General features: G+C 60.2%; 18 protein-coding genes. 2 read left to right on the top strand and 16 right to left on the bottom strand.

All coding sequences use genetic code 11. From position 1 onward, the window contains the following. Positions 1 to 7 precede the first annotated feature (7 nt). On the bottom strand, positions 8 to 394 hold the full coding sequence (locus tag V6R85_RS14130; protein WP_003504963.1) for an AGROH133_08824 family phage infection protein: 387 nt from the start codon (positions 392 to 394) through the stop codon (positions 8 to 10). 79 nt (positions 395 to 473) lie between these two features. Beyond that, complete coding sequence (locus tag V6R85_RS14125) at positions 474 to 2,690, bottom strand: primosomal protein N' (RefSeq protein ID WP_060727392.1); 2,217 nt, start codon at positions 2,688 to 2,690, stop codon at positions 474 to 476. 121 nt (positions 2,691 to 2,811) lie between these two features. Between V6R85_RS14125 and V6R85_RS14120 the strand changes: the two genes are divergently transcribed. Both V6R85_RS14120 and V6R85_RS14115 read left to right on the top strand, forming a co-directional pair. Continuing rightward, positions 2,812 to 3,759: a tyrosine recombinase XerC gene (locus V6R85_RS14120; protein ID WP_111834663.1), complete on the top strand. Its 948-nt coding sequence runs from the start codon at positions 2,812 to 2,814 to the stop codon at positions 3,757 to 3,759. Positions 3,760 to 3,839: 80 nt separating this feature from the next. After that, a complete protein-coding gene (locus tag V6R85_RS14115) occupies positions 3,840 to 4,940 on the top strand; it encodes a TraB/GumN family protein (protein WP_111834662.1) in 1,101 nt (366 codons plus the stop codon). Here V6R85_RS14115 and V6R85_RS14110 read toward each other — a convergent pair. The 14 genes from V6R85_RS14110 to sdhA all read right to left on the bottom strand — a co-directional run bounded on the left by V6R85_RS14110 (position 4,924) and on the right by sdhA (position 21,053). Then, positions 4,924 to 5,412, bottom strand: coding sequence for a DUF2867 domain-containing protein (locus V6R85_RS14110; RefSeq protein WP_111834661.1), 489 nt, complete (start codon positions 5,410 to 5,412; stop codon positions 4,924 to 4,926). The two genes, V6R85_RS14115 and V6R85_RS14110, sit on opposite strands and share 17 nt — an antisense overlap. A gap of 79 nt (positions 5,413 to 5,491) precedes the next feature. After that, positions 5,492 to 5,992, bottom strand: a complete 501-nt coding sequence (locus V6R85_RS14105; protein WP_111834660.1) for a cytochrome b — start codon at positions 5,990 to 5,992, stop codon at positions 5,492 to 5,494. 127 nt (positions 5,993 to 6,119) lie between these two features. Continuing rightward, positions 6,120 to 7,526 (bottom strand): dihydrolipoyl dehydrogenase, encoded by a 1,407-nt coding sequence (gene lpdA / locus V6R85_RS14100; protein WP_060727375.1) that lies wholly within the window; start codon positions 7,524 to 7,526, stop codon positions 6,120 to 6,122. Between the two features lie 66 nt (positions 7,527 to 7,592). After that, positions 7,593 to 8,234, bottom strand: coding sequence for a LysE family translocator (locus V6R85_RS14095; protein ID WP_111834659.1), 642 nt, complete (start codon positions 8,232 to 8,234; stop codon positions 7,593 to 7,595). Between the two features lie 10 nt (positions 8,235 to 8,244). Then, on the bottom strand, positions 8,245 to 8,655 hold the full coding sequence (locus V6R85_RS14090) for an MAPEG family protein (RefSeq protein WP_111792867.1): 411 nt from the start codon (positions 8,653 to 8,655) through the stop codon (positions 8,245 to 8,247). A 22-nt stretch (positions 8,656 to 8,677) separates the two neighbouring features. Beyond that, entirely contained in the window at positions 8,678 to 9,901 is a 1,224-nt protein-coding gene (gene odhB / locus V6R85_RS14085) for a 2-oxoglutarate dehydrogenase complex dihydrolipoyllysine-residue succinyltransferase (protein ID WP_060725403.1), read from the bottom strand. A gap of 53 nt (positions 9,902 to 9,954) precedes the next feature. Beyond that, positions 9,955 to 12,951 (bottom strand): 2-oxoglutarate dehydrogenase E1 component, encoded by a 2,997-nt coding sequence (locus tag V6R85_RS14080; protein ID WP_003504981.1) that lies wholly within the window; start codon positions 12,949 to 12,951, stop codon positions 9,955 to 9,957. Between the two features lie 174 nt (positions 12,952 to 13,125). Further along, positions 13,126 to 14,028 (bottom strand): succinate--CoA ligase subunit alpha, encoded by a 903-nt coding sequence (gene sucD, locus V6R85_RS14075; RefSeq protein WP_003504982.1) that lies wholly within the window; start codon positions 14,026 to 14,028, stop codon positions 13,126 to 13,128. 18 nt (positions 14,029 to 14,046) lie between these two features. Beyond that, entirely contained in the window at positions 14,047 to 15,240 is a 1,194-nt protein-coding gene (sucC, locus tag V6R85_RS14070; protein ID WP_060727373.1) for an ADP-forming succinate--CoA ligase subunit beta, read from the bottom strand. A 31-nt stretch (positions 15,241 to 15,271) separates the two neighbouring features. Further along, complete coding sequence (gene mdh / locus V6R85_RS14065) at positions 15,272 to 16,234, bottom strand: malate dehydrogenase (protein ID WP_003504984.1); 963 nt, start codon at positions 16,232 to 16,234, stop codon at positions 15,272 to 15,274. Between the two features lie 178 nt (positions 16,235 to 16,412). Then, on the bottom strand, positions 16,413 to 17,576 hold the full coding sequence (zapE, locus tag V6R85_RS14060) for a cell division protein ZapE (RefSeq protein WP_111834658.1): 1,164 nt from the start codon (positions 17,574 to 17,576) through the stop codon (positions 16,413 to 16,415). A 92-nt stretch (positions 17,577 to 17,668) separates the two neighbouring features. Then, complete coding sequence (locus tag V6R85_RS14055; RefSeq protein ID WP_003504986.1) at positions 17,669 to 18,211, bottom strand: protease inhibitor Inh/omp19 family protein; 543 nt, start codon at positions 18,209 to 18,211, stop codon at positions 17,669 to 17,671. Positions 18,212 to 18,416: 205 nt separating this feature from the next. Further along, positions 18,417 to 19,196 carry a succinate dehydrogenase iron-sulfur subunit gene (locus tag V6R85_RS14050; RefSeq protein ID WP_003504987.1) on the bottom strand — a complete coding sequence of 260 codons (780 nt, stop codon included), beginning with the start codon at positions 19,194 to 19,196 and terminating at the stop codon, positions 18,417 to 18,419. Between the two features lie 15 nt (positions 19,197 to 19,211). Beyond that, on the bottom strand, positions 19,212 to 21,053 hold the full coding sequence (gene sdhA, locus V6R85_RS14045; protein WP_111834657.1) for a succinate dehydrogenase flavoprotein subunit: 1,842 nt from the start codon (positions 21,051 to 21,053) through the stop codon (positions 19,212 to 19,214). Positions 21,054 to 21,059: the final 6 nt, after the last annotated feature.

Genomic DNA, 21,059 nt, shown 5'->3' with positions numbered 1-21,059 from the left:
GCCCGCCTCAGACCAGCCCGAAGACGTAGCTCAACGCGAGTGCGGACAGCAGAAAGTGTACAACCAGAAGTAAGAAATTCCGCATGGTTGCGCCACCATCTGACAGTATGGAGAGAATGCCGCCGAACACGCTGAGGCCGAATGCCGCACCAAAGGCGAGATAGACCATGGGCTGCGCCAGAAGCAGGGCGGCGGCACCCAGACCGAGATAGAACCCCGCGAGCGACGAACGCACGAGCGCATAACCGTCCCTGCGCTCACCGGCCGGCTGCAGACCGAAGGCACGCAGCGTAATGCCCGGCGCAAACATGAAAAAAAGGCCCATCACGGCCGATACTACCGCCGCGCCAAAGGCCAGCTGCTCGCCGAACTCGGCGGGAAAATAAAACTCCATCTCGTTCCCCAAATCATTTTGATTGCCTGCTGCGTTATGACACGGTCATGACAGCGGGAAAACGCCTCGTCGGCGAAGTTCAAAGGAAACTTTGCGGATCGATATCGAGCTGCACATGCACGCTGCCCCGCTCCTTCGGACCATTGGCCAGCAATGTACGAAGAAAAGACTGCATGTCGGAATTGCGCCGCCCGTGCACCAGGAGGCGGAAACGGTGGCGGCCGCGGATGAGCGCGAGCGGCGCTTCCGCCGGGCCGAGCAGCATGATGCCGGTAACCTGGGGGGCCGCGGCCCTCAAGCCACGTGCATGGGTTTCCGCTTCCCCGCGCGTATCGGCGGAAACGATGATCGAGGCAAGGCGCCCGAACGGCGGCAGAACAGCCTTTTCCCGCTCCACGATCTCCCGTTCGTAGAAGGCCGAGGCATCGCCAGAAACGATGGCCTGCATGACGGGATGCTGCGGTTGATAGGTCTGCAACAGGCCGTGGCTTTTCAAACCCGTACGTCCGGCGCGGCCGGTGACCTGTGAAAGCAGCTGGAAGGTTCGCTCCGCCGCACGCGGATCGCCATTGGCAAGGCCAAGATCGGCGTCGACAATGCCGACGAGCGTCATAAGGGGAAAGTTGTGCCCCTTGGCGACGAGCTGCGTGCCGATGACAATATCCGCCTCGCCCTTGACGATGGCCTCCAGCTCCAGACGCAACCTCTTGACGCCCATGAGATCGGACGAGAGCACGATTGTGCGAGCCTCGGGGAAATGTTTCTCCACCTCCTCGGCAATGCGCTCCACGCCGGGACCGCAGGCCACCAGATGATCGAAGGTGCCGCATTCCGGGCAATGATCGGGCGTCGGCTCGCTATGGCCGCACTGGTGGCACTGCAATTGATTGCGGAAGCGGTGCTCCACCAGCCAGCTGGAACATTGCGGGCACTGGAAACGGTGGCCGCAGACGCGGCAGAGCGTCAGCGGCGCATAACCACGGCGATTGAGGAACAGCAACGCCTGCTCGCCCTTTTCGATCGTCTTGCCGATACCACGCAGCAGGACGGGTGAGAGAAACCCTCCCCTTTCCGGCGGATGGCGGCGCATATCGACAAGATGCAGGTCCGGCATCGCCGCATCGCCGAAACGCGTATGCAGGTGAATGGTGTTATAACGTCCCGAACTGCCGTTGACCTGACTTTCCACCGAAGGCGTGGCCGAGACCAGCACGACCGGGAACTCGGCGATCCGCGCCCTGACGACGGCCATATCGCGTGCATTATAAAAGACGCGGTCTTCCTGCTTGTAGGCCGGGTCGTGCTCTTCATCGACAATGATGAGACCGAGATTGTCGAAAGGCAGGAAAAGCGCCGAACGCGCACCGGCCACCACCTTCACTTCACCAGTGACGGCCTGCCGCCAGACCTTTTCACGCATGCGCGGTGACAGGTCCGAATGCCATTCCGCCGGTTTTGCGCCGAAGCGGTCCTGAAAACGCTCGAGAAAGGCTGCCGTCAGAGCAATTTCCGGCAACAGGATAAGAACCTGCTTGCCTTGCTTCAGCGTCTCGGCCACCGCCTCGAAATAGACCTCGGTCTTGCCTGAACCGGTCACGCCATCGATGAGCGAGACGTGAAAACCACCCTTGCGCACATCTTCAAGTATCTCCGAAGCGGCCTGTTTCTGCGGGCCTTCCAGGCGCGGCTCCACATAATCAGGGTCGGGCTCGGCGACGACAGGCGGCGCCGGCAGAAAAACCGTCTCGAACACGCCCTGTTTCACAAGACCATCGATGACACTGGTCGAGACGCCGGCGGCATGGGCAAGCCCGCTCTTCGTCCATCCGTGCCCTTCGGCTGCCAGCTCCATCGCCCGCTCGCGGGCGGGGGTAAGGCGCTCCGGCCTGCCTTCGGTCAGCCGCAGCCCCTCGATCATCGGTTCGGGATCGAAAGCGGCGGGCGCACGCAGCGCCATACGTGCCACAAGACCGGGCGGAGAAAGCGTGTAGGCGGCAACCCAATCGATGAAGCGGCGCATCTCCGCCTTCAGCGGCGGGCATTCAAAACTCTTGGTGATGGGCCGCAGCTTCTTCGGATCGACACCCTTTTCGCCGGCATCGTCCCACACCACACCGAAGACTTGCCGGGGACCAAGCGGCACCTGAACGACGGAACCGGTTTCCACCACCATATCTTCAGGCACGGCGTAGCTGTAGGGCCCGGGCGCCGGCATGGGCACAAGAACGGGCACCGTGCGCGTGGGCGACGGCGGGTCGAACAGAGCCCCAAACAGATCGGACGAATCTTTTGCCATGATGTGGCGACCATGCCCCGGCGACAGGAAAAAGGAAACCGCCCGGATGTAGTGGGCACGCCTTGCAAAGTCCACCTCTTAACCAAATGCTGATCATAAGCGCATAGTTTCGGGACATGGAATGGAGCGCCACGTGACCGAAATCCTGACATTTGCTGAACCTGATCTCCTGAACGAGCGTCAGTCCTGGCTCACCGCCCTTGCCGGCGAACGACGGCTTTCGGACAATACCGTCGAAGCCTATGAGCGCGACACCCGCCAGTTCCTGACTTTCCTCACCGGTTACATCGGCAAGCCCGCGGCTATAAGCGACATAGCCGATCTGCGTCCGGTGGACCTTCGCGCCTTTCTGGCCAACAGGCGCAAGGAGGGTGCGGGCGCGCGATCGCTCGGCCGGCATCTGGCCGGCTTGCGCTCCCTGCTGCACCACCTGCAGAAAAATGGCCTCGTCAACGCGGCTGGCGCGACTGCCATGCGCGCGCCAAAACAGCCGAAATCCCTGCCGAAACCGCTGACCGACCGGCAGGCGCTGAAAATCACCACTGCCGAGGCGCAATTGAACGAAGAGCCCTGGATCGCCGCCCGCAACGCGGCAGTCCTCTCACTGCTTTATGGCTGCGGCCTGCGCATTTCCGAGGCGCTGGGTCTTACGCCATCTGATTTCCCACCCGGTGCCCGCAGCCTGCGCATTACCGGCAAGGGCAACAAGACGCGGATCGTGCCCCTGCTGGCGGTGGTGACGGAAGCGGTCGACGCCTACAAGAAGCTCTGCCCCTATACCCTGTCGGCGAATGAGCCCCTCTTCCTTGGCGCACGCGGCGGCAAGCTGCAACCCGCCATCATCCAGCGGGAAATGCAGAAGCTGCGCGGCGCTTTCGGCCTGCCGGAGAACGCCACGCCACATGCGCTGCGCCATTCCTTCGCCACCCATCTTCTGGCCGGCGGTGGGGATTTGCGCACCATTCAGGAACTGCTCGGCCACGCCAGCCTTTCCACCACACAGGTCTATACCGGTGTCGATACCGCAAGATTGCTGGAAATCTACGACAATGCCCACCCGCGCGCATGAAGCAGGAAATGGTTAACCATAATCATTAACCAGACGTCCAAGCCGCCGTTCTATAAGCGAAGGACAACCGGATTGGACCGATGCACAGCCTGATAAGACCACAAAATCTCACCGCCACCCTGATGGGCAAGACCGGCGATGCCCTGCTCTGGCTGCTTGCGGCCCTGCATGTCACAGCCGTTGCAATCCTGCTCATGACCCTGTTTTCGCTGGGGCAAGCGGAAGCCGCAGAGCAGCAGCAGATCACGTGCACGGGCAATGACATTCTCGTGGAAATGCGCAAGACCGATCCTGAAGGCTTCGCAAAGATCGAACAGGAAGCGGCCGCGATCCCGAACGGCAAGGGTAATTTCTGGCGTATCGAAAAGGCAGGCACGGCGCCGTCCTATCTTCTCGGTACCATGCATGTCACCGATCCGCGTGTTCTGGAAATGCCGGCCGCCGCCAGCCCCGCCTTTGAAAAAGCCGCGATTGTCATCGTGGAATCGGACGAAATCGTTGACGACAAGAAGGTCGCGACTTCGCTGCTGAGCAAGCCTGAGCTCACCATGTTTCTGGATGGCAAATCGATCACCGACATTCTGTCGCCCGATAATGTCGCCCGCCTCGAAAAAGGCCTCAAGGAACGCGGCATCCCGCTGAATGCCGTTTCGCGGATGAAGCCGTGGATGCTTTCGAGCTTCGTCGCCCTTCCCGCCTGCGAATTCGCCCGCAAGGCGACCGGCCTTTCCTTTCTGGACAAGAAGCTGGCCGAAGATGCGATTGCGGACGGCAAACGCCTTGTCGGGCTGGAGACCATGGTCGAGCAGCTGACGGCCATGTCCGAACTGCCGATGGAATTTCATCTTCAGGCGCTGATCGAGACGCTGGAACTCGGTGAGCGTATGGATGACGTGATGACGACCATGACCGATCTTTACGTCGCCGGCGATATCGGCATGACCATGCCGATGCTGAAAAGCCTCGATCCCAAGAAGGCCGCGGCTGAAAACAAACAGGGCTACGCCGCCTTTGAACAGCGCATCATTACCGACCGCAACCACGTCATGGCGGAACGGGCAGCCCCCGAGCTTGCCACGGGCAATGTTTTCATGGCCGTCGGCGCGCTGCATCTGCCCGGCGAGGAAGGCGTTATCGAACTTCTGCGCGCCCAGGGTTTCACCCTCACGCGGGTTGACTGACCCGCTCACGCCCGATGCTGACGGGCCGGACATTGGAGCAGAAGGGCCGCATCGTCGCTGGTACGATGCGGCGGTGAAACGGCTCGACGACAAGAAGATAGAGCCGCCCAAACAGGTTCTTGCGCCTGACGATGGTGGTGACAATCACCATCTGGCCGTTCCCCTTTTCTTCAAGATCGACAACGATCCGGAAATCGAGATGGCGGTCGTCGAAGCCAAGCACTGTCCGCTCCTGGGTGGAAGAAAGAACGGGAAAACCGCCCGCCGACGTGCCAGCCGCCAGTTCGACCGTTCTTAAACCGAAAAGCGATACGACACGGTTTCGAAGCGCCATAAGGCTGCTGATCCACGCCGGAGGATGATCGAGAAGGAGCCTGCTCGCATCGAGAGAGGACGGCTCCGGCGCCACCATCTCTCCCTGATAGCGATCCCGCCAGTCTGCGCCCGGCAATATGTCTTCGATATCCTGCATTCCTGAACCCCGGCCGCACCATGCGACAAGGGCCACCTTCCTCTTTTTCCAAGGAACCGGGAACGCGACAAACCGCCGCTTAGCCGTGCGTCATGCGTTTCAGGACATTGGTGCGCCAGTAGAACTGGTGAACCAGAACGGCGCCAATGTGACCGGCGATCAACACCCACATCAGCGCCTTGAAGGGACCGGAATGCAACTGTCCGGCCGGCTGAGCACCGAAATAATAAGCAGCGATACCGGACAGGGGCAGGACGATGAACAGGGCATAGAAGGTGAAATGCGCAACCTTCGCGGCGATCTGAAACGGTCGCGGTTCTTCGGCGGGATGCGGCGGCACGCCTTGGAAGAAGCGCAGACAGAGGCGCAGAACCGCAAGAAACAGCACGGCAAAACCGACATAGGCGTGGATATTGGCTGAAGAAATCTGCTCCGGCGTCAGTGTCTCGCCCCGCCGCATCAGCCGATAGGCATGTTCCATACCATCGGGAAACAACAGGTTGAAGAAGATCAGAAGCGCCATCGCCCAGTGAATGACGCGCTGTGGAACCGAAAAGGAAACTTGAGTTGAAAATGCCATTTTATTGCCTTTTATCAAAAGGTTAGACAGGCTATGGCGCAAGTATGGAAAACCCCGGCCTGCATGGCAAGCCGGGGTTTGGCAGATAACTGAAATTTAATGTTGGAGCAGCGGGCTCCAGAACCGATCACATATGGATCGGCTTGAAGAAGGTCGCCAGCGCTGCTTCCTTCACCGCTTCCGACATGGTCGGATGCGCATGGCAAGTGCGGCCGAGATCTTCCGAAGAACCACCGAATTCCATCAGCACGGTGATCTCGTGGATCATTTCGCCAGCGCCGAAACCGACGATATGGCCGCCGAGAACCCGGTCGGTTTCCTTGTCAGCTAGGATCTTCACGAAACCATCCGTCACCTGCATGGCGCGGGCGCGGCCATTGGCGGTGAAGGGGAACTTGCCGACCTTGTAAGCGACGCCAGCGGCCTTCAGTTCTTCTTCGGTCTTGCCGACGGAAGCGATTTCGGGCTGCGTATAGACGACTGCCGGAATGACGTCGTAGTTCACATGGCCACGCTGACCAGCGAGAATTTCCGCGAGCGCAACGCCCTCGTCTTCCGCCTTGTGCGCCAGCATCGGGCCCTTCACCACGTCGCCGATCGCGTAGATGCCGTCGACATTGGTCTTGTAATGGCCGTCGATTTCAACGCGACCGCGGCTGTCCAGCACGACACCGGCTTCGGCAAGGCCGAGACCTTCGGTGTAGGGCTTGCGGCCGGTGGAGATCAGCACGACGTTTGCTTCCAGCGTTTCGGCAGCGCCGCCCTTGACCGGCTCGAACACCACCTTCGCACCGGCGCCCGTCTTTTCAACGGCCGTCACCTTGGCGCCGAGCTTGAAATCGAGACCCTGCTTGGCGAGCAGACGCTGCGCCTGCTTGGAAACTTCGCCATCCATGCCGCCGAGAATATTGTCGAGGTATTCAACAACGGTGACCTTCGCGCCGAGGCGCGACCAGACCGAACCGAGCTCGAGGCCGATCACGCCGCCGCCGACAACGATCAGCTTTTCCGGAACCTTGGAAAGGGCGATCGCGCCGGTGGAGGAAACGATGACGTTTTCATCGATATCGACCTGAACGCCCGGAATGCCGGCAACATCAGAACCCGTGGCGATGACGATGTTCTTGGCTTCGATTTCCTGTGTCTCACCCTTGTCATTGGTGACGGCGACCTTGCCGGCGGAAACCACCTTGCCGGTGCCTTGGAAGGCATCGATCTTGTTCTTCTTGAACAGGAAGGAAACGCCATCGACATTGGCCTTCACCACGCCGTCCTTGTGGCCCATCATCTTTTCAAGGTTCAGCTTCGGAGCAGCAACTTCGATACCGAGCGTATCGACGCCATGGGCAACATGCGCAAAGGTTTCGGACGCGTGCAGCAGCGCCTTCGACGGGATGCAGCCGACATTGAGGCAGGTGCCGCCATAGGTCGCGCGCTTTTCGATGACGGCGACCTTGAGGCCGAGCTGTGCCGCCTTGACCGCGCAAACATAACCGCCGGGGCCCGTGCCGATTACAACTACATCATATGCCATGTTCGTTTTCCTGATTGATGTCGGGCAAGATGCGGATCATTGCCCTGCTTGCGTTTGACCTGAAACTCAGGCCGCTTTTTCCGTTGCGAGTTTTATACCGAGAGCGATGAACACCACACCACTGGTGCGGTCGATCCATTGGCTGGCGCGCTGAAATGCCGCGCGCATGCGTGGCGTCGTCATGAACAGGCTGACGCCGACGAACCACAGGATGAGGCAGCTTGCCATGACGACCCCGTATCCGAATTTGATGGCGACCGGCGTATGCGCGTGAACCACCGTCGAAAAGATCGACAGGAAGAAAAACACCGGTTTGGGATTGAGCGCATTGGCGGCGAAGCCGAGCGTGAAGGCCTTGAGCCCTGTCTGGCCGCTTTTGGCCCGAACCTCGCCTTCAGCAGCGGTCGGCAGTTCGGTCTTGCCAGCGCGCAGCGCCTTGATGCCGATATAGATCAGATAGGCGACGCCGAGCCATTTGACGATGTTGAAGAGATAGATCGACTGGGAAATGATGAGGCCAAGTCCGAGGATCGTATAGGTGACATGGAACATCAGCGACGTTCCCACACCGAAACTGGTGATGATGGCCTGCTTGCGCCCGTGCACCATGGCCTGACGCATGACCATCGCCAGATCGGCCCCGGGAGAAACGATCGCGAAAAAGAAGATCGCCATCAGGGATGCAAGTTCGATGAGATATTGATGCATGAGCTCGACCTCAGATCAGCGCGACAAGCATGAGGACCAGACCGACGAGGGAAACGACCCACGCGATCGACCGCATATAGGGAACGCCTGCAAGATAAAGCGGGATGTAGACGACGCGCGCCACGGTCCATATCCAGCCGCCCGTCAGCCCCCAGCCGGAGGCGTCGCCGACGATCGCAAGAGCGAGAACCAGACCGACGAAAGCCGGATAGGTTTCCCGAAAATTATCCGAGGCGCGCTGCGCGCGTCCCGCAAAGACCCCTTTGAGGTCCGGACGCGCATCACGCGCACCCGCATTCCAGGCAAGACCAACTTCCCGCGTGACGGACATGGCCTGAATGCAGATATGCAGGAGAAGAAGAATGACGCTGAGCGCCAGCAGGAACACAAAAGGTCCATTCCCGCCGGCCAGGTTTTCCATCCCTCTTCTCCCCTATCTGGTCTTAGAGATCGAGAACCAGACGTTCCGGATCTTCCAGGCTTTCCTTGACGCGAACGAGGAAGGTCACTGCTTCCTTGCCGTCAACGATACGGTGATCGTAAGAGAGCGCAAGATACATCATCGGACGGATGACGACCTGACCGCCGATGGCGACCGGACGCTCCTGGATCTTGTGCATGCCGAGGATACCCGACTGCGGTGCATTGAGGATCGGCGAGGACATCAGCGAACCGTAAACACCGCCATTGGTGATGGTGAAGGTGCCGCCCTGCATGTCGGCCATGCCGAGCGAACCGTCACGCGCTGCCTTGGCGAGGCGGCCGAGTTCCTTTTCAACGCCTGCGATGGAGAGCTGGTCGGCATCGCGAATGACAGGAACGACGAGGCCCTTGTCGGTGCCGACAGCCATGCCGACGTGACAATAGTTCTTGTAGATGATGTCCGTGCCGTCGATTTCAGCGTTGACGGCGGGCAGTTCCTTCAGCGCGTGGGTCACGGCCTTGGTGAAGAAGCCCATGAAGCCGAGCTTGACGCCGTGCTTCTTCTCGAACACGTCCTTGTAGCGGTTACGCAGGTCCATGACGGCGCTCATGTCCACCTCGTTATAGGTGGTCAGCATGGCGGCCGTGTTCTGCGCATCCTTCAGGCGACGGGCAATCGTCTGGCGCAGGCGGGTCATCTTCACGCGCTCTTCGCGAACCTGATCCTGTTCGGCCGAAACCGGACGGGGGGCAGCAGCGGCAACCGGAGCAGCGGCGGGTGCAGAAACACCCTTGGCGACGGCAGCGAGAACGTCGCCCTTCAGAACCTGGCCACGCTTGCCCGAACCGTCAACCTGATCGGCAGACAGGTTGTTTTCAGCAAGCAGCTTGCCGGCGGCAGGTGCCGGCGGCATGGAGCCGGTTGCCGGAGCGGCAACGGCGGCAGGTGCCGGTGTGGCAGCCGCAGCAGGCTTTGCGGCAGGTGCAGCGGTTGCAGCGCCGGCGGCACCTTCGGCGATCTGGCCGAGAAGCGCGTCGAGACCGACGGTCTCGCCGTTCTGCGCAACGATTTCGGTGAGAACGCCGGACGCAGGCGCCGGGACTTCAACGGTAACCTTGTCGGTTTCCAGTTCAACGAGAGGTTCGTCGGCCTTGACGGTATCGCCGACCTTCTTGAACCAGGTGCCTACGGTCGCTTCGCTGACGGATTCGCCGAGGGTTGGTACGCGGATTTCAGTGGCCATGATCTAGTTCCGTTATTCAGGTGTCTTTTTTGCGGGGCGATGCGGGAGAGTTCTCACTCTCCCAGCGCGTCTTCCAGGAACGCAGCAAGCTGCGCCAGGTGCTTGGACATCAGGCCGGTCGCCGGAGAGGCGGCAGCCGGACGGCCCGTGTAACGGACCTTCTGGTACTTGGCGTCGATATGCGCCAGAACCCATTCCAGGTAAGGATCGATGAACGACCACGCACCCATGTTCTTCGGTTCTTCCTGGCACCAGACCATCTCCGCATTGCGGAAACGGGAAAGCTCGTTGATGAGCGCCTTCGCCGGGAAGGGATAGAGCTGTTCGACACGCAGCAGATAGATGTCGTCGATACCACGCTTTTCGCGTTCCTCGAGCAGATCGTAATAGACCTTGCCCGTGCACATGACGACGCGGCGGATCTTCGAATCCTTCTGCAGCTTGATCGGGCCGTCCTTGATGACTTCAGCATCGTCCCACAGGAGACGGTGGAAGGAGGACTCGCCTGCAAGCTCGGCCAGCGAAGAGGTGGCGCGCTTGTGACGCAGCAGCGACTTCGGCGTCATCAGGATCAGCGGCTTGCGGAAGTCGCGCTTCACCTGACGGCGCAGGATGTGGAAGTAGTTGGCCGGCGTCGTGCAGTTGGCTACCTGCATGTTGTCTTCGGCGCACATCTGCAGCCAGCGCTCCAGACGGGCGGAAGAGTGCTCCGGCCCCTGACCTTCGTAACCATGCGGCAGAAGGCAGACGAGACCGGACATGCGCAGCCACTTGCGTTCACCCGAAGAGATGAACTGGTCGAACACTACCTGCGCGCCGTTGGCGAAGTCGCCGAACTGGGCTTCCCAGAGCGTCAGCGCATTCGGGCGGGCAAGCGAATAGCCATATTCGAAACCGAGGACAGCTTCTTCCGAGAGCATCGAGTTGATGACTTCGTAACGGGCCTGCGTCGGCGAAAGGTTGGCGAGCGGAATATAACGCTCTTCGGTCTCCTGATCGTAGAGAACCGAGTGACGCTGCGAGAAGGTGCCGCGTTCGCAATCCTGACCGGAAAGACGAATCTTGTGGCCATCGGCAACGAGCGAACCGAAAGCAAGCGCTTCCGCCATCGCCCAGTCGATGCCTTCGCCCGTCTCGACCATCTGCGAGCGGTTTTCCATGAAGCGCTGGATCGTGCGGTGGGCGCTGAAGCCTTCCGGAATGGTCGACAGTTTCTTGCCGATTTCCTTCAGCTGCTTCATCGGCACGCCGGTCTTGCCGCGACGCTGCTCATCGGCATTGTCGGCGGCGCGCAGGCCGGACCACTGGCCATCCAGCCAGTCGGCCTTGTTGGGCTTGTAGGACTGGCCCGCCTCGAATTCCTGTTCCAGATGAGCGCGCCAGTCGGCCTTCATCTTCTCGAATTCGCCTTCGTTCATCAGGCCTTCCGCGATCAGGCGGTCGGCATAGATGCGCGCGACCGTCTTGTGGCCACGGATGACCTTGTACATCTTCGGCTGCGTGAACGCCGGCTCATCGCCTTCGTTATGGCCGAAGCGGCGGTAGCAGAACATGTCGATGACGACAGGCTTGTGGAACTTCATCCGGTATTCGGTCGCGACCTTGGCCGCATAGGTAACCGCTTCCGGATCATCACCGTTGACGTGGAAGATCGGCGCTTCGATCATCTTGGCGACGTCGGACGGATAGGGCGACGAACGCGAGAAGGCCGGGTTGGTCGTAAAGCCGATCTGGTTGTTGATGATGAAGTGCATGGTGCCGGCAACGCGGTGGCCGCGCAGACCGGAAAGGCCGAGAATTTCGGCAACCACGCCCTGACCCGCAAAGGCGGCATCGCCGTGCAGCAGCAGCGGCAGCACCTTGGCGCGTTCGGAAAGCGGAATGATGTCGCCGTCCCATGTCTTGGCCAGCTGGTCCTGCTTGGCGCGGGCCTTGCCCATGACAACGGGGTTGACGATTTCAAGGTGCGACGGGTTGGCCGTCAGCGACAGGTGAACCTTGTTGCCGTCGAATTCGCGGTCGGAGGAGGCACCGAGATGGTACTTCACGTCACCGGAACCTTCGACGTCGTCAGGCTTGAACGAACCGCCCTTGAACTCGTGGAACACGGCGCGGTGCGGCTTGCCCATGACGTTGGTGAGAACGTTCAGACGGCCACGATGGGCCATGCCGAGCACGACTTCTTCCAGACCGTCCTGGCCACCGCGCTTGATGATCTGCTCCAGCGCCGGGATCAGCGATTCGCCGCCATCGAGGCCGAAACGCTTGGTGCCCTTGAAGCGCACGTCGAGGAACTGCTCGTAACCTTCGGCTTCAACCAGCTTGGACAGAATGGCCTTCTTGCCTTCGGCCGTGAAAGCAACGCCCTTGTCCGGACCTTCGATGCGTTCCTGAATCCAGCCTTTTTCTTCCGGGCTGGACATGTGCATGAATTCAACGCCGATGGTGGAGCAGTAGGTGCGCTCCAGAATATCGATCATCTCGCGCACGGTCGCATATTCGAGGCCGAGAACGTTATCGATGAAAATCTTGCGGTCGTAGTCGCTTTCCTCGAAGCCGTAGGACTTCGGTGACAGCTCGTTGTAATCTTCAACCGCAACGGCGATACCGAGCGGATCGAGCTTGGCGTGCAGGTGGCCGCGCATGCGATAGGCGCGGATCATCATGATGGCGCGAACGCTGTCACGGGTCGCCTGCAGCACTTCGGCTTCGCTGACCGGCTTGCCGGTGTCTGCGCTCTTGGCTTCAGCCTTCGCCTGAACCTTTTTCTCGATGGCCTTTTCGACCGTGGCCCAGTTACCGTCCAGTGCGGATACCAGTTCGCCATTGGCCGGGATCGGCCAGTTGGCGCGCTTCCAGGAGGCGCCCTTGGCCGCCTTCTTCACGTCTTCCGGATTATCGGACAACGCCTTGAAGAAGCTCTGCCACTCCGGCGACACGGAAGAGGGATCCTCTTCGTACCGGGCATAGAGCTGCTCGATATAGGCTGCATTCGCGCCGTCCAGAAACGACGTGATCTGAAACTGCTCGTTCGCTTCTTGCCTTGCCATTGTGTTCTTGCGGACTTATCCGTCCGCCTCCTCGATGCCGTTAGGGCCGTTCGCCGGCCTGCCGCTTTGATTACTGCTGTCTGCCGCCGGGGCGGTATGCCGTCTGTCTGTCTTCTTGCGGCATCGGGCAGCGAGGCATTAAAGCCGCGCCGCCCGTACCGATGTCATGTGGTCTCAGCCCTTGAGGACTTCAACCAGCGTCTTGCCGAGGCGCGCCGGGGAAGGCGAAACCTTGATGCCAGCCGCTTCCATGGCTGCGATCTTGGATTCTGCGTCACCCTTGCCGCCGGAAACGACAGCGCCGGCGTGGCCCATGGTGCGACCCTTCGGAGCCGTACGGCCTGCGATGAAGCCGGCCATCGGCTTCTTGCGGCCCTTCTTGGCTTCGTCGATCAGGAACTGTGCTGCATCTTCTTCAGCCGAGCCGCCGATTTCGCCGATCATGATGATCGACTGCGTGGCTTCGTCAGCGAGGAACATTTCCAGCACGTCGATGAACTCGGTGCCCTTGACCGGGTCGCCGCCGATGCCGACAGCCGTGGTCTGGCCGAGGCCTTCGTTGGAGGTCTGGAACACGGCTTCATAGGTCAGCGTGCCGGAGCGCGAAACGATACCAACCGAACCCTTGCGGAAGATGGAGCCCGGCATGATGCCGATCTTGCATTCTTCCGGCGTCAGGATACCCGGGCAGTTCGGGCCGAGCAGGCGCGACTTGGAGCGGTCGAGGCGAGCCTTGACGCGAACCATGTCCATGACCGGGATACCTTCGGTGATGCAGGTGATGAAGGGGATCTCAGCTTCGATCGCTTCGATGATGGCGTCCGCAGCACCTGCCGGCGGAACGTAGATCACGGATGCGTCTGCACCGGTCTTTTCCTTGGCTTCAGCAACCGTTGCAAAGATCGGCAGGCTTTCGCCCTTCGATCCGGTCCAGGTTTCGCCACCCTTCTTCGGGTGAATACCGCCGACCATCTGCGTGCCGTAATAGGCAAGCGCCTGTTCGGTGTGGAAGGTGCCGGTCTTGCCGGTCAGGCCCTGTACGAGGACCTTGGTGTCTTTATTGACGAGAATCGACATTATATCCGGTCCTTCAAATTAGCCGTTCACCGCTGCGACGATCTTCTTCGCCGCATCGTCGAGATCGTCAGCCGCGGTGATCGCAAGGCCGGACTCGTTGAGGATCTTCTTGCCAAGCTCGACATTCGTGCCTTCGAGGCGCACGACGAGCGGAACCTTGAGACCGACTTCCTTGACGGCTGCGATCACGCCTTCGGCGATGACGTCGCACTTCATGATGCCGCCGAAGATGTTGACGAGGATGCCCTCGACCTTCGGGTCAGCCGTGATGATCTTGAAGGCTGCAGCAACCTTCTCCTTGCCGGCGCCGCCGCCGACGTCGCAGAAGTTAGCCGGCTCTTTGCCGTAAAGCTTGATGATGTCCATCGTCGCCATGGCGAGACCGGCACCGTTGACCATGCAGCCGATGTTGCCGTCGAGAGCCACGTAAGCGAGGTCCCACTTGGAGGCTTCGATTTCCTTGGCGTCTTCTTCGGTCTCGTCGCGCAGCGCCTTGACGTCGTCATGGCGGAACAGCGCATTGCCATCGAAAGACATCTTGGCGTCGAGAACGCGCAGATGGCCATTTTCCATGACGATCAGCGGGTTAACCTCGAGGAGAGCCATGTCCTTCTCGTTGAAGGCCTTGTAGAGGATCGGGAACAGCGCCTTGGCGTCTTCCGCAGCAACACCATCAAGCTCGAGAGCCTTGGAGATCGCGGCAACGTCAGCGTCGCTCACACCCTTTTCCGGGTTGATGGCGATGGTGTGAATCTTCTCGGGCGTGTCGTGGGCGACAGCTTCGATATCCATGCCGCCTTCGGTGGAAACCACGAAAGCGACCTGGCCGACGGAACGGTCAACCAGCAGCGAGCAGTAGAGTTCGCGGGCAATGTCTGCGCCGTCTTCGATGTAGAGACGGTTGACCTGCTTGCCGGCGTCGCCCGTCTGCGCCGTTACCAGCGTGTTGCCGAGCATGTCCTTGGCGTGGGAAACGACTTCGTCGATCGACTTTGCCAGGCGAACGCCGCCCTTGGCGTCAGGGCCGAGTTCCCTAAACTTGCCCTTGCCGCGGCCGCCCGCGTGGATCTGGCTCTTGACGACGTAGAGTGGGCCGGGAAGCTGCTTTGCGGCAGCTTCGGCTTCTTCGACCTTGAGAATGGCGACGCCTTCAGCAACCGGCGCGCCGTAGCCCTTCAGAAGAGCCTTGGCCTGATATTCGTGAATATTCATGGAATAATCCCTGTTTGGAGCCGCTAGGCTATTACTTCAGCGACGGAGCGATGTTGACGCAGGCTTCGCAAAGACCAGCGACGGCGCCGACGGATTTCTGGAAGGCGGCTTCTTCTTCCTTGTTGAGTTCGATCTCGATGATGCGCTCGATACCGCCGGCACCGATGATGGTGGGAACGCCGACATACATATCATCAACGCCGTACTGGCCCGAGAGGTGGGCGGCGGCGGGCAGAACGCGCTTCTTGTCCTTGAGGTAGGATTCAGCCATTTCGATCGCCGAAGCGGCCGGCGCGTAATAGGCCGAACCGGTCTTCAGCAGGCCGACGATTTCCGCACCGCCATCACGCGTGCGCTGGATGATCTGCTCGAGGCGCTCGGCGGTCAGCCAGCCCATCTTGACGAGATCCGTCAGCGGAATGCCGCCAACCGTGGAATAACGGGCGAGCGGCACCATCGTATCGCCATGACCGCCGAGAACGAAGGCGGTGACGTCCTGGACCGAAACATTGAATTCTTCAGCGAGGAACAGGCGGAAACGGGCGCTGTCGAGAACGCCGGCCATGCCGACGACCTTGTTCTTCGGCAGGCCAGAGAACTTCTGCAGCGCCCAGACCATGGCGTCGAGCGGGTTGGTGATGCAGATGACGAAAGCGTTCGGGGCATATTTCTTGATGCCGGCGCCGACCTGTTCCATCACCTTGAGGTTGATGCCGAGAAGATCGTCGCGGCTCATGCCTGGCTTGCGGGCAACGCCAGCGGTGACGATGCAGACGTCAGCACCTTCGATGGCTGCGTAATCGGAAGCGCCGGTGAGCTTTGCATTGAAGCCTTCGACCGGGCCGGACTGGGCAATATCCAGACCCTTGCCCTGCGGGATGCCGTCAGCAATATCGAAGAGGACGATATCGCCCAGTTCCTTCAGGCTGGCGAGATGCGCCAGCGTGCCGCCGATCATGCCAGAACCAATAAGTGCAATCTTTTTGCGAGCCATCGAATGCTTCCTCTTGAGCTTCAATTCAATTTCACCGCGCCAAACCGGCAGCCAAATTGTCGCACTCCGATTAGCCCCATTGGCTAAAATAGGCAACAGATTCTTTTGTGGTGAATATTTTCAATCGTTTAGATCATTATTTTCTTACGTAAACGTAAGAAAATGCGTCACGAAAGTGTCAAACTTTCTGCCGTTTTTCGTGATGAAGCGCCAGGTAATCTGCACTGCGCATCTCGAACAGGCGCGAGGCAGTACGATCGAACTCGAAACCTTCGGTTCCCTTGCGTTTCCCGAGCAGGTCTTCCGGCATGGCTGCGGCTGATGCGAAAAGCCTGACGCTATGGTCGTAAAGCGCGTCAATGAGGATAATGAAACGCTTGGTCTCGTTCCGCTTGTCCGCGTTGAGCAGCGGGATATGGTCGATGAAGACCGTATCGAAACGATTGGCGATGGCCAGGAAGTCGGAAGCCCCGAGCGGCTTTTCGCAGAGATCTGAAAACGAGAAGCGCGCCACCCGGCCGCTGGCGCGTGGCACCAGAATGGAGCGACCCTTCATGGGTATTTCCGTTGGGACAACGAGATGACCGCCGGTCATGTGCCGCCAGGCCATGTCCATCGCCTGATCCGCCGAACCGTCGAGCGGCGTGACGTAGACCGGAAGGCTTTCCAGCTTCTCCATCCGGTAGTCGGTGGGGCTGTCCAGCGTCACCACGTCAACATATTTCTTCAGCAGATCGATGAAGGGCAGGAAAAGGCCGCGATTGAGACCATCCTTGTAGAGATTGTCGGGTACGACGTTAGAGGTCGTCACCAAGGTGCACCCATTGGCGAAGAGTTCGCTGAACAGCCGGGCGAGGATCATCGCATCGGCAATATCCGTGACCGTAAATTCGTCGAAGCATAAAAGCTCCGCTTCCGCCAGAAGCTCCGCCGCGACGGGGGGAATGGGATCGGCCTGTTTGGTTTCGCCATTCTTCAGCTTCTGCCGATGCGCATGCACACGATTATGCACATCCGCCATGAATTCATGAAAATGGCACCGCCGTTTGGAAGAGACGGGAGCCATCTCGTAGAACATGTCCATCAGCATCGTCTTGCCGCGGCCGACGCTGCCATAGACATACAATCCCTTGACGGGGGCGGCAGGCCCGGACTTGCGCGCGAACATCCAGCCGAGCGCGCTCTTCTTCTTGGCGGGCTTGCGCGCCTTCAGATCCGCAAGGATACGGTCAAGATGCGCCGCCACGCCAAGCTGGGCGGCATCGGCCTGCAAGGTGCCAGCTGCCGTCAATGCGTTGAGCTGTTCAACGACACTATGATTGTAATCAGGCAAAGGCTTCATGGATAAACGCCTCGGGCGCGGGCGCACAAAGGCACCCGCGACGAATGAACAGGCTTAGAGCGAAAAGAGCGTTCCGGCTGCACCGGAAAGACTCATCGGCTGAGGCTGAGCGGCTGGCCGCTATTGGTCGTGCCGTCAAAGCGCGCATCGGCGCTCTTGTAGACGCGGCCGATCGTGTCACCCGAACGGTTCTTGAAGAGAACCATCTTGCCGGACACTTCCCAGGACCCCATCGCCGTCAGCTCGCCCGCGCAACCGCGCGTGCCGCCACGCGAGCCGCTGCCGAGATTGGTGAGCGTCAGGAACATGTCGCAATTGGCGCCGCCATTGGAAACGCGCCAGTTGCCGACCATGGATTCCTTGGTAACGTCAAGTGCGGCTGCCGGCGGAGCGGCGGAAGCAACATTGGTTCCGCCTGGGGCCGCCGAGGCAGGTGCCGACGGGAACTGGCTGCCGGTGGCGCCACCGGGCGGCGGCAGAGCGCCGGACTGGACGGAAGGCACCGGCTGCGCCTGCAAAGGCGGCGTATAACCGGGATTGTTGCTGGTGTTGTTGTTGTAATCGTAGGAGGTACGTTGGCAACCGGCGAGAGTCATCACAACCGCAAGGCCCGTCACCACATATCTGAATTGCATATCAAGCTCCCGATTCTCTCGCTTCCGGAAAGATCATGATCAAACAAGAAGGCTGAATTATTACCAAAGCCTTATCTTGCGCAAGCGATGGCCGGGATAATTACCATTTCGGTCGATTTTTACCGAATTTTCCCACGCCGGGTTGTAAAAAGGGCCACGGTCGAGACCGCGGCCCGATAGATTTTTCGTTGTCAGCGAATCGCCTTTAAACGCGGCGCTCGACCATCATCTTCTTGATTTCCGCGATCGCCTTGGCCGGGTTCAAGCCCTTCGGGCAAGCCTGCGCGCAGTTCATGATGGTGTGGCAGCGATAAAGGCGGAACGGATCCTCGAGATTGTCGAGACGCTCGCCGGTTGCCTCATCACGGCTGTCGATGAGCCAGCGATAGGCCTGCAGCAGAACAGCGGGACCAAGGTAACGGTCGCCATTCCACCAGTAGCTGGGACAGGAGGTGGAGCAGCAGGCGCAGAGAATGCACTCGTAGAGACCGTCCAGCTTCAGGCGGTCCTCGTGGCTCTGTTTCCATTCCTTGGCGGGCGTCGGCGAAACCGTCTTCAACCAGGGTTCGATGGAGCGATGCTGGGCGTAGAAGTTCGACAGATCGGGAACGAGGTCCTTCACCACAGGCATGTGCGGCAGCGGATAGACCTTAACCGTACCCTTGATCTCTTCCATACCCTTGGTGCAGGCGAGCGTATTGGTGCCGTCGATGTTCATCGCGCAGGAACCGCAGATGCCTTCACGGCAGGAGCGGCGCAGAGTCAGCGTCGGGTCGATATTGTTCTTGATGTAGAGAAGCGCATCGAGAACCATCGGTCCGCAATCGTCGACATCGATATAATAGGTATCGATGCGCGGGTTCTGGCCATCATCCGGGTTCCAGCGATAGATCCGGTACTCGCGAACGTTCCTGGCGCCGTCTGGCTTCGGCCAGACTTTGCCTTCGCTGATCTGGGAATTCTTGGGGAGAGCTAGTTCAACCATATCCAGTTCCTCAAATCAGTAGACGCGAGCCTTCGGCTCGATCTTTTTCGGATCGATGCCGTCGGCGATCAGGTCGGTGTGAACAGGGCGGTAGTCGAGCTTGACATCACCTTCGGGGCTGACCCAGGCAAGCGTGTGCTTGCGCCAGTTCACATCATCGCGACCGGCGAACGGACCGTCGACGAAATCCTCACGGGCGTGCGAACCGCGGCTTTCCTTGCGCGCTTCCGCGCCATAGACCGTGGTGATCGCATTGGCCATCAGGTTGTGCAGCTCGAGCGTTTCGACCAGATCGGAGTTCCAGACCATCGAACGGTCCGTGACCTTGACGTCAGGCAGTTCCTTCCAGATGGCGGAAAGACGCTTGCAGCCGCTCTCGAGCGATTCCTGCGTACGGAACACCGCCGCATCGTCCTGCATGGCGCGCTGCATCTTGTCGCGCAGCACCGCCGTCGGCGTGGAGCCGTTGGCATAACGCAGGCTGTCGAAGCGTTCCATGATCTTGTCGCAGGCAGCAATGTCGAGCTCCGGAACCGGCGCATCGCGGTCGATGACCTGGGCAGCGCGGATTGCAGCGGCACGGCCGAAGACCACGAGGTCGATCAGCGAGTTGGAACCGAGGCGGTTCGCACCATGAACCGAGGCGCAACCGGCTTCGCCAACAGCCATCAGGCCGGGCGCGATGCGTTCCGGGTTGTTGGCATCGGCGTTCAGCACTTCACCCCAATAGTTGGTCGGAATGCCGCCCATATTGTAGTGAACCGTCGGCAGGACCGGGATCGGCTCGCGCGTTACGTCGACGCCGGCGAAAATCTTCGCGCTTTCGGAAATGCCTGGAAGACGCTCATGCAGGATCGCCGGATCAAGGTGGTCGAGATGCAGGAAGATGTGATCCTTGTTCTTGCCGACGCCGCGGCCTTCACGGATTTCCATCGTCATGCAGCGCGACACCACGTCACGCGAGGCAAGGTCTTTTGCCGAAGGCGCATAACGCTCCATGAAGCGCTCGCCTTCGGAGTTGACGAGATAACCGCCTTCGCCGCGCGCGCCTTCGGTAATGAGGCAGCCTGCGCCATAAATGCCGGTCGGGTGGAACTGCACGAATTCCATGTCCTGAAGCGGCAAGCCGGCACGGGCAATCATGCCGCCGCCGTCGCCGGTGCAGGTGTGGGCAGAGGTCGCCGAGAAATAGGCGCGGCCGTAACCGCCGGTCGCGAGAACCACCATCTTGGCGGAGAAGCGATGGATCGTGCCGTCATCGAGGTTCCACGCCACGACGCCCGTGCAACGGCCGTCTGCCGACATGATGAGGTCGAGCGCGAAATATTCGATAAAGAATTCCGCGTTGTTGCGCAGCGACTGGCCATAAAGCGTGTGCAGGATGGCGTGGCCGGTACGGTCAGCAGCGGCGCAGGTGCGCTGCACCGGCGGGCCTTCACCGTAATTCTGCATATGGCCACCGAAGGGGCGCTGGTAGATCTTGCCTTCTTCGTTACGCGAGAAAGGCACGCCGTAATGCTCAAGCTCATAGACCGCCTTCGGCGCTTCCATGGCGAGATATTGCATCGCATCAACGTCACCCAGCCAGTCGGAGCCCTTTACGGTGTCGTAAAGGTGCCACTGCCAACAGTCGGGCGTCATGTTGGTGAGCGAGGCCGCGATTCCGCCCTGCGCCGCAACCGTGTGGGAGCGCGTCGGGAAAACCTTGGTGATGCAGGCCGTGCGGAAACCCTGTTCCGCCATGCCGAGCGTTGCGCGCAGACCCGCGCCACCGGCGCCCACCACGATCACGTCATAGGAGTGATCGACATAGGTGTAGGCCTTGCCATTCTGGGAAGGTGAACTGATCGATGCCATGGCGGA

It is taken from the genome of Agrobacterium sp. CCNWLW32, from assembly GCF_037083425.1.
Lineage (GTDB): Bacteria > Pseudomonadota > Alphaproteobacteria > Rhizobiales > Rhizobiaceae > Agrobacterium > Agrobacterium radiobacter.
Note: the sequence above shows the minus strand (reverse complement) of the source record. Positions and strands in the feature narration are given on the sequence as shown.

Bases quoted from the DNA above. Each gene is read 5' to 3' on its own strand.
- V6R85_RS14130 (WP_003504963.1), bottom strand. From the start codon at position 394: ATGGAGTTTTATTTTCCCGCCGAGTTCGGCGAGCAGCTGGCCTTTGGC.
- V6R85_RS14125 (WP_060727392.1), bottom strand. From the start codon at position 2,690: ATGGCAAAAGATTCGTCCGATCTGTTTGGGGCTCTGTTCGACCCGCCG.
- V6R85_RS14120 (WP_111834663.1), top strand. From the start codon at position 2,812: ATGGAGCGCCACGTGACCGAAATCCTGACATTTGCTGAACCTGATCTC.
- V6R85_RS14115 (WP_111834662.1), top strand. From the start codon at position 3,840: ATGCACAGCCTGATAAGACCACAAAATCTCACCGCCACCCTGATGGGC.
- V6R85_RS14110 (WP_111834661.1), bottom strand. From the start codon at position 5,412: ATGCAGGATATCGAAGACATATTGCCGGGCGCAGACTGGCGGGATCGC.
- V6R85_RS14105 (WP_111834660.1), bottom strand. From the start codon at position 5,992: ATGGCATTTTCAACTCAAGTTTCCTTTTCGGTTCCACAGCGCGTCATT.
- lpdA (WP_060727375.1), bottom strand. From the start codon at position 7,526: ATGGCATATGATGTAGTTGTAATCGGCACGGGCCCCGGCGGTTATGTT.
- V6R85_RS14095 (WP_111834659.1), bottom strand. From the start codon at position 8,234: ATGCATCAATATCTCATCGAACTTGCATCCCTGATGGCGATCTTCTTT.
- V6R85_RS14090 (WP_111792867.1), bottom strand. From the start codon at position 8,655: ATGGAAAACCTGGCCGGCGGGAATGGACCTTTTGTGTTCCTGCTGGCG.
- odhB (WP_060725403.1), bottom strand. From the start codon at position 9,901: ATGGCCACTGAAATCCGCGTACCAACCCTCGGCGAATCCGTCAGCGAA.
- V6R85_RS14080 (WP_003504981.1), bottom strand. From the start codon at position 12,951: ATGGCAAGGCAAGAAGCGAACGAGCAGTTTCAGATCACGTCGTTTCTG.
- sucD (WP_003504982.1), bottom strand. From the start codon at position 14,028: ATGTCGATTCTCGTCAATAAAGACACCAAGGTCCTCGTACAGGGCCTG.
- sucC (WP_060727373.1), bottom strand. From the start codon at position 15,240: ATGAATATTCACGAATATCAGGCCAAGGCTCTTCTGAAGGGCTACGGC.
- mdh (WP_003504984.1), bottom strand. From the start codon at position 16,234: ATGGCTCGCAAAAAGATTGCACTTATTGGTTCTGGCATGATCGGCGGC.
- zapE (WP_111834658.1), bottom strand. From the start codon at position 17,576: ATGAAGCCTTTGCCTGATTACAATCATAGTGTCGTTGAACAGCTCAAC.
- V6R85_RS14055 (WP_003504986.1), bottom strand. From the start codon at position 18,211: ATGCAATTCAGATATGTGGTGACGGGCCTTGCGGTTGTGATGACTCTC.
- V6R85_RS14050 (WP_003504987.1), bottom strand. From the start codon at position 19,196: ATGGTTGAACTAGCTCTCCCCAAGAATTCCCAGATCAGCGAAGGCAAA.
- sdhA (WP_111834657.1), bottom strand. From the start codon at position 21,053: ATGGCATCGATCAGTTCACCTTCCCAGAATGGCAAGGCCTACACCTAT.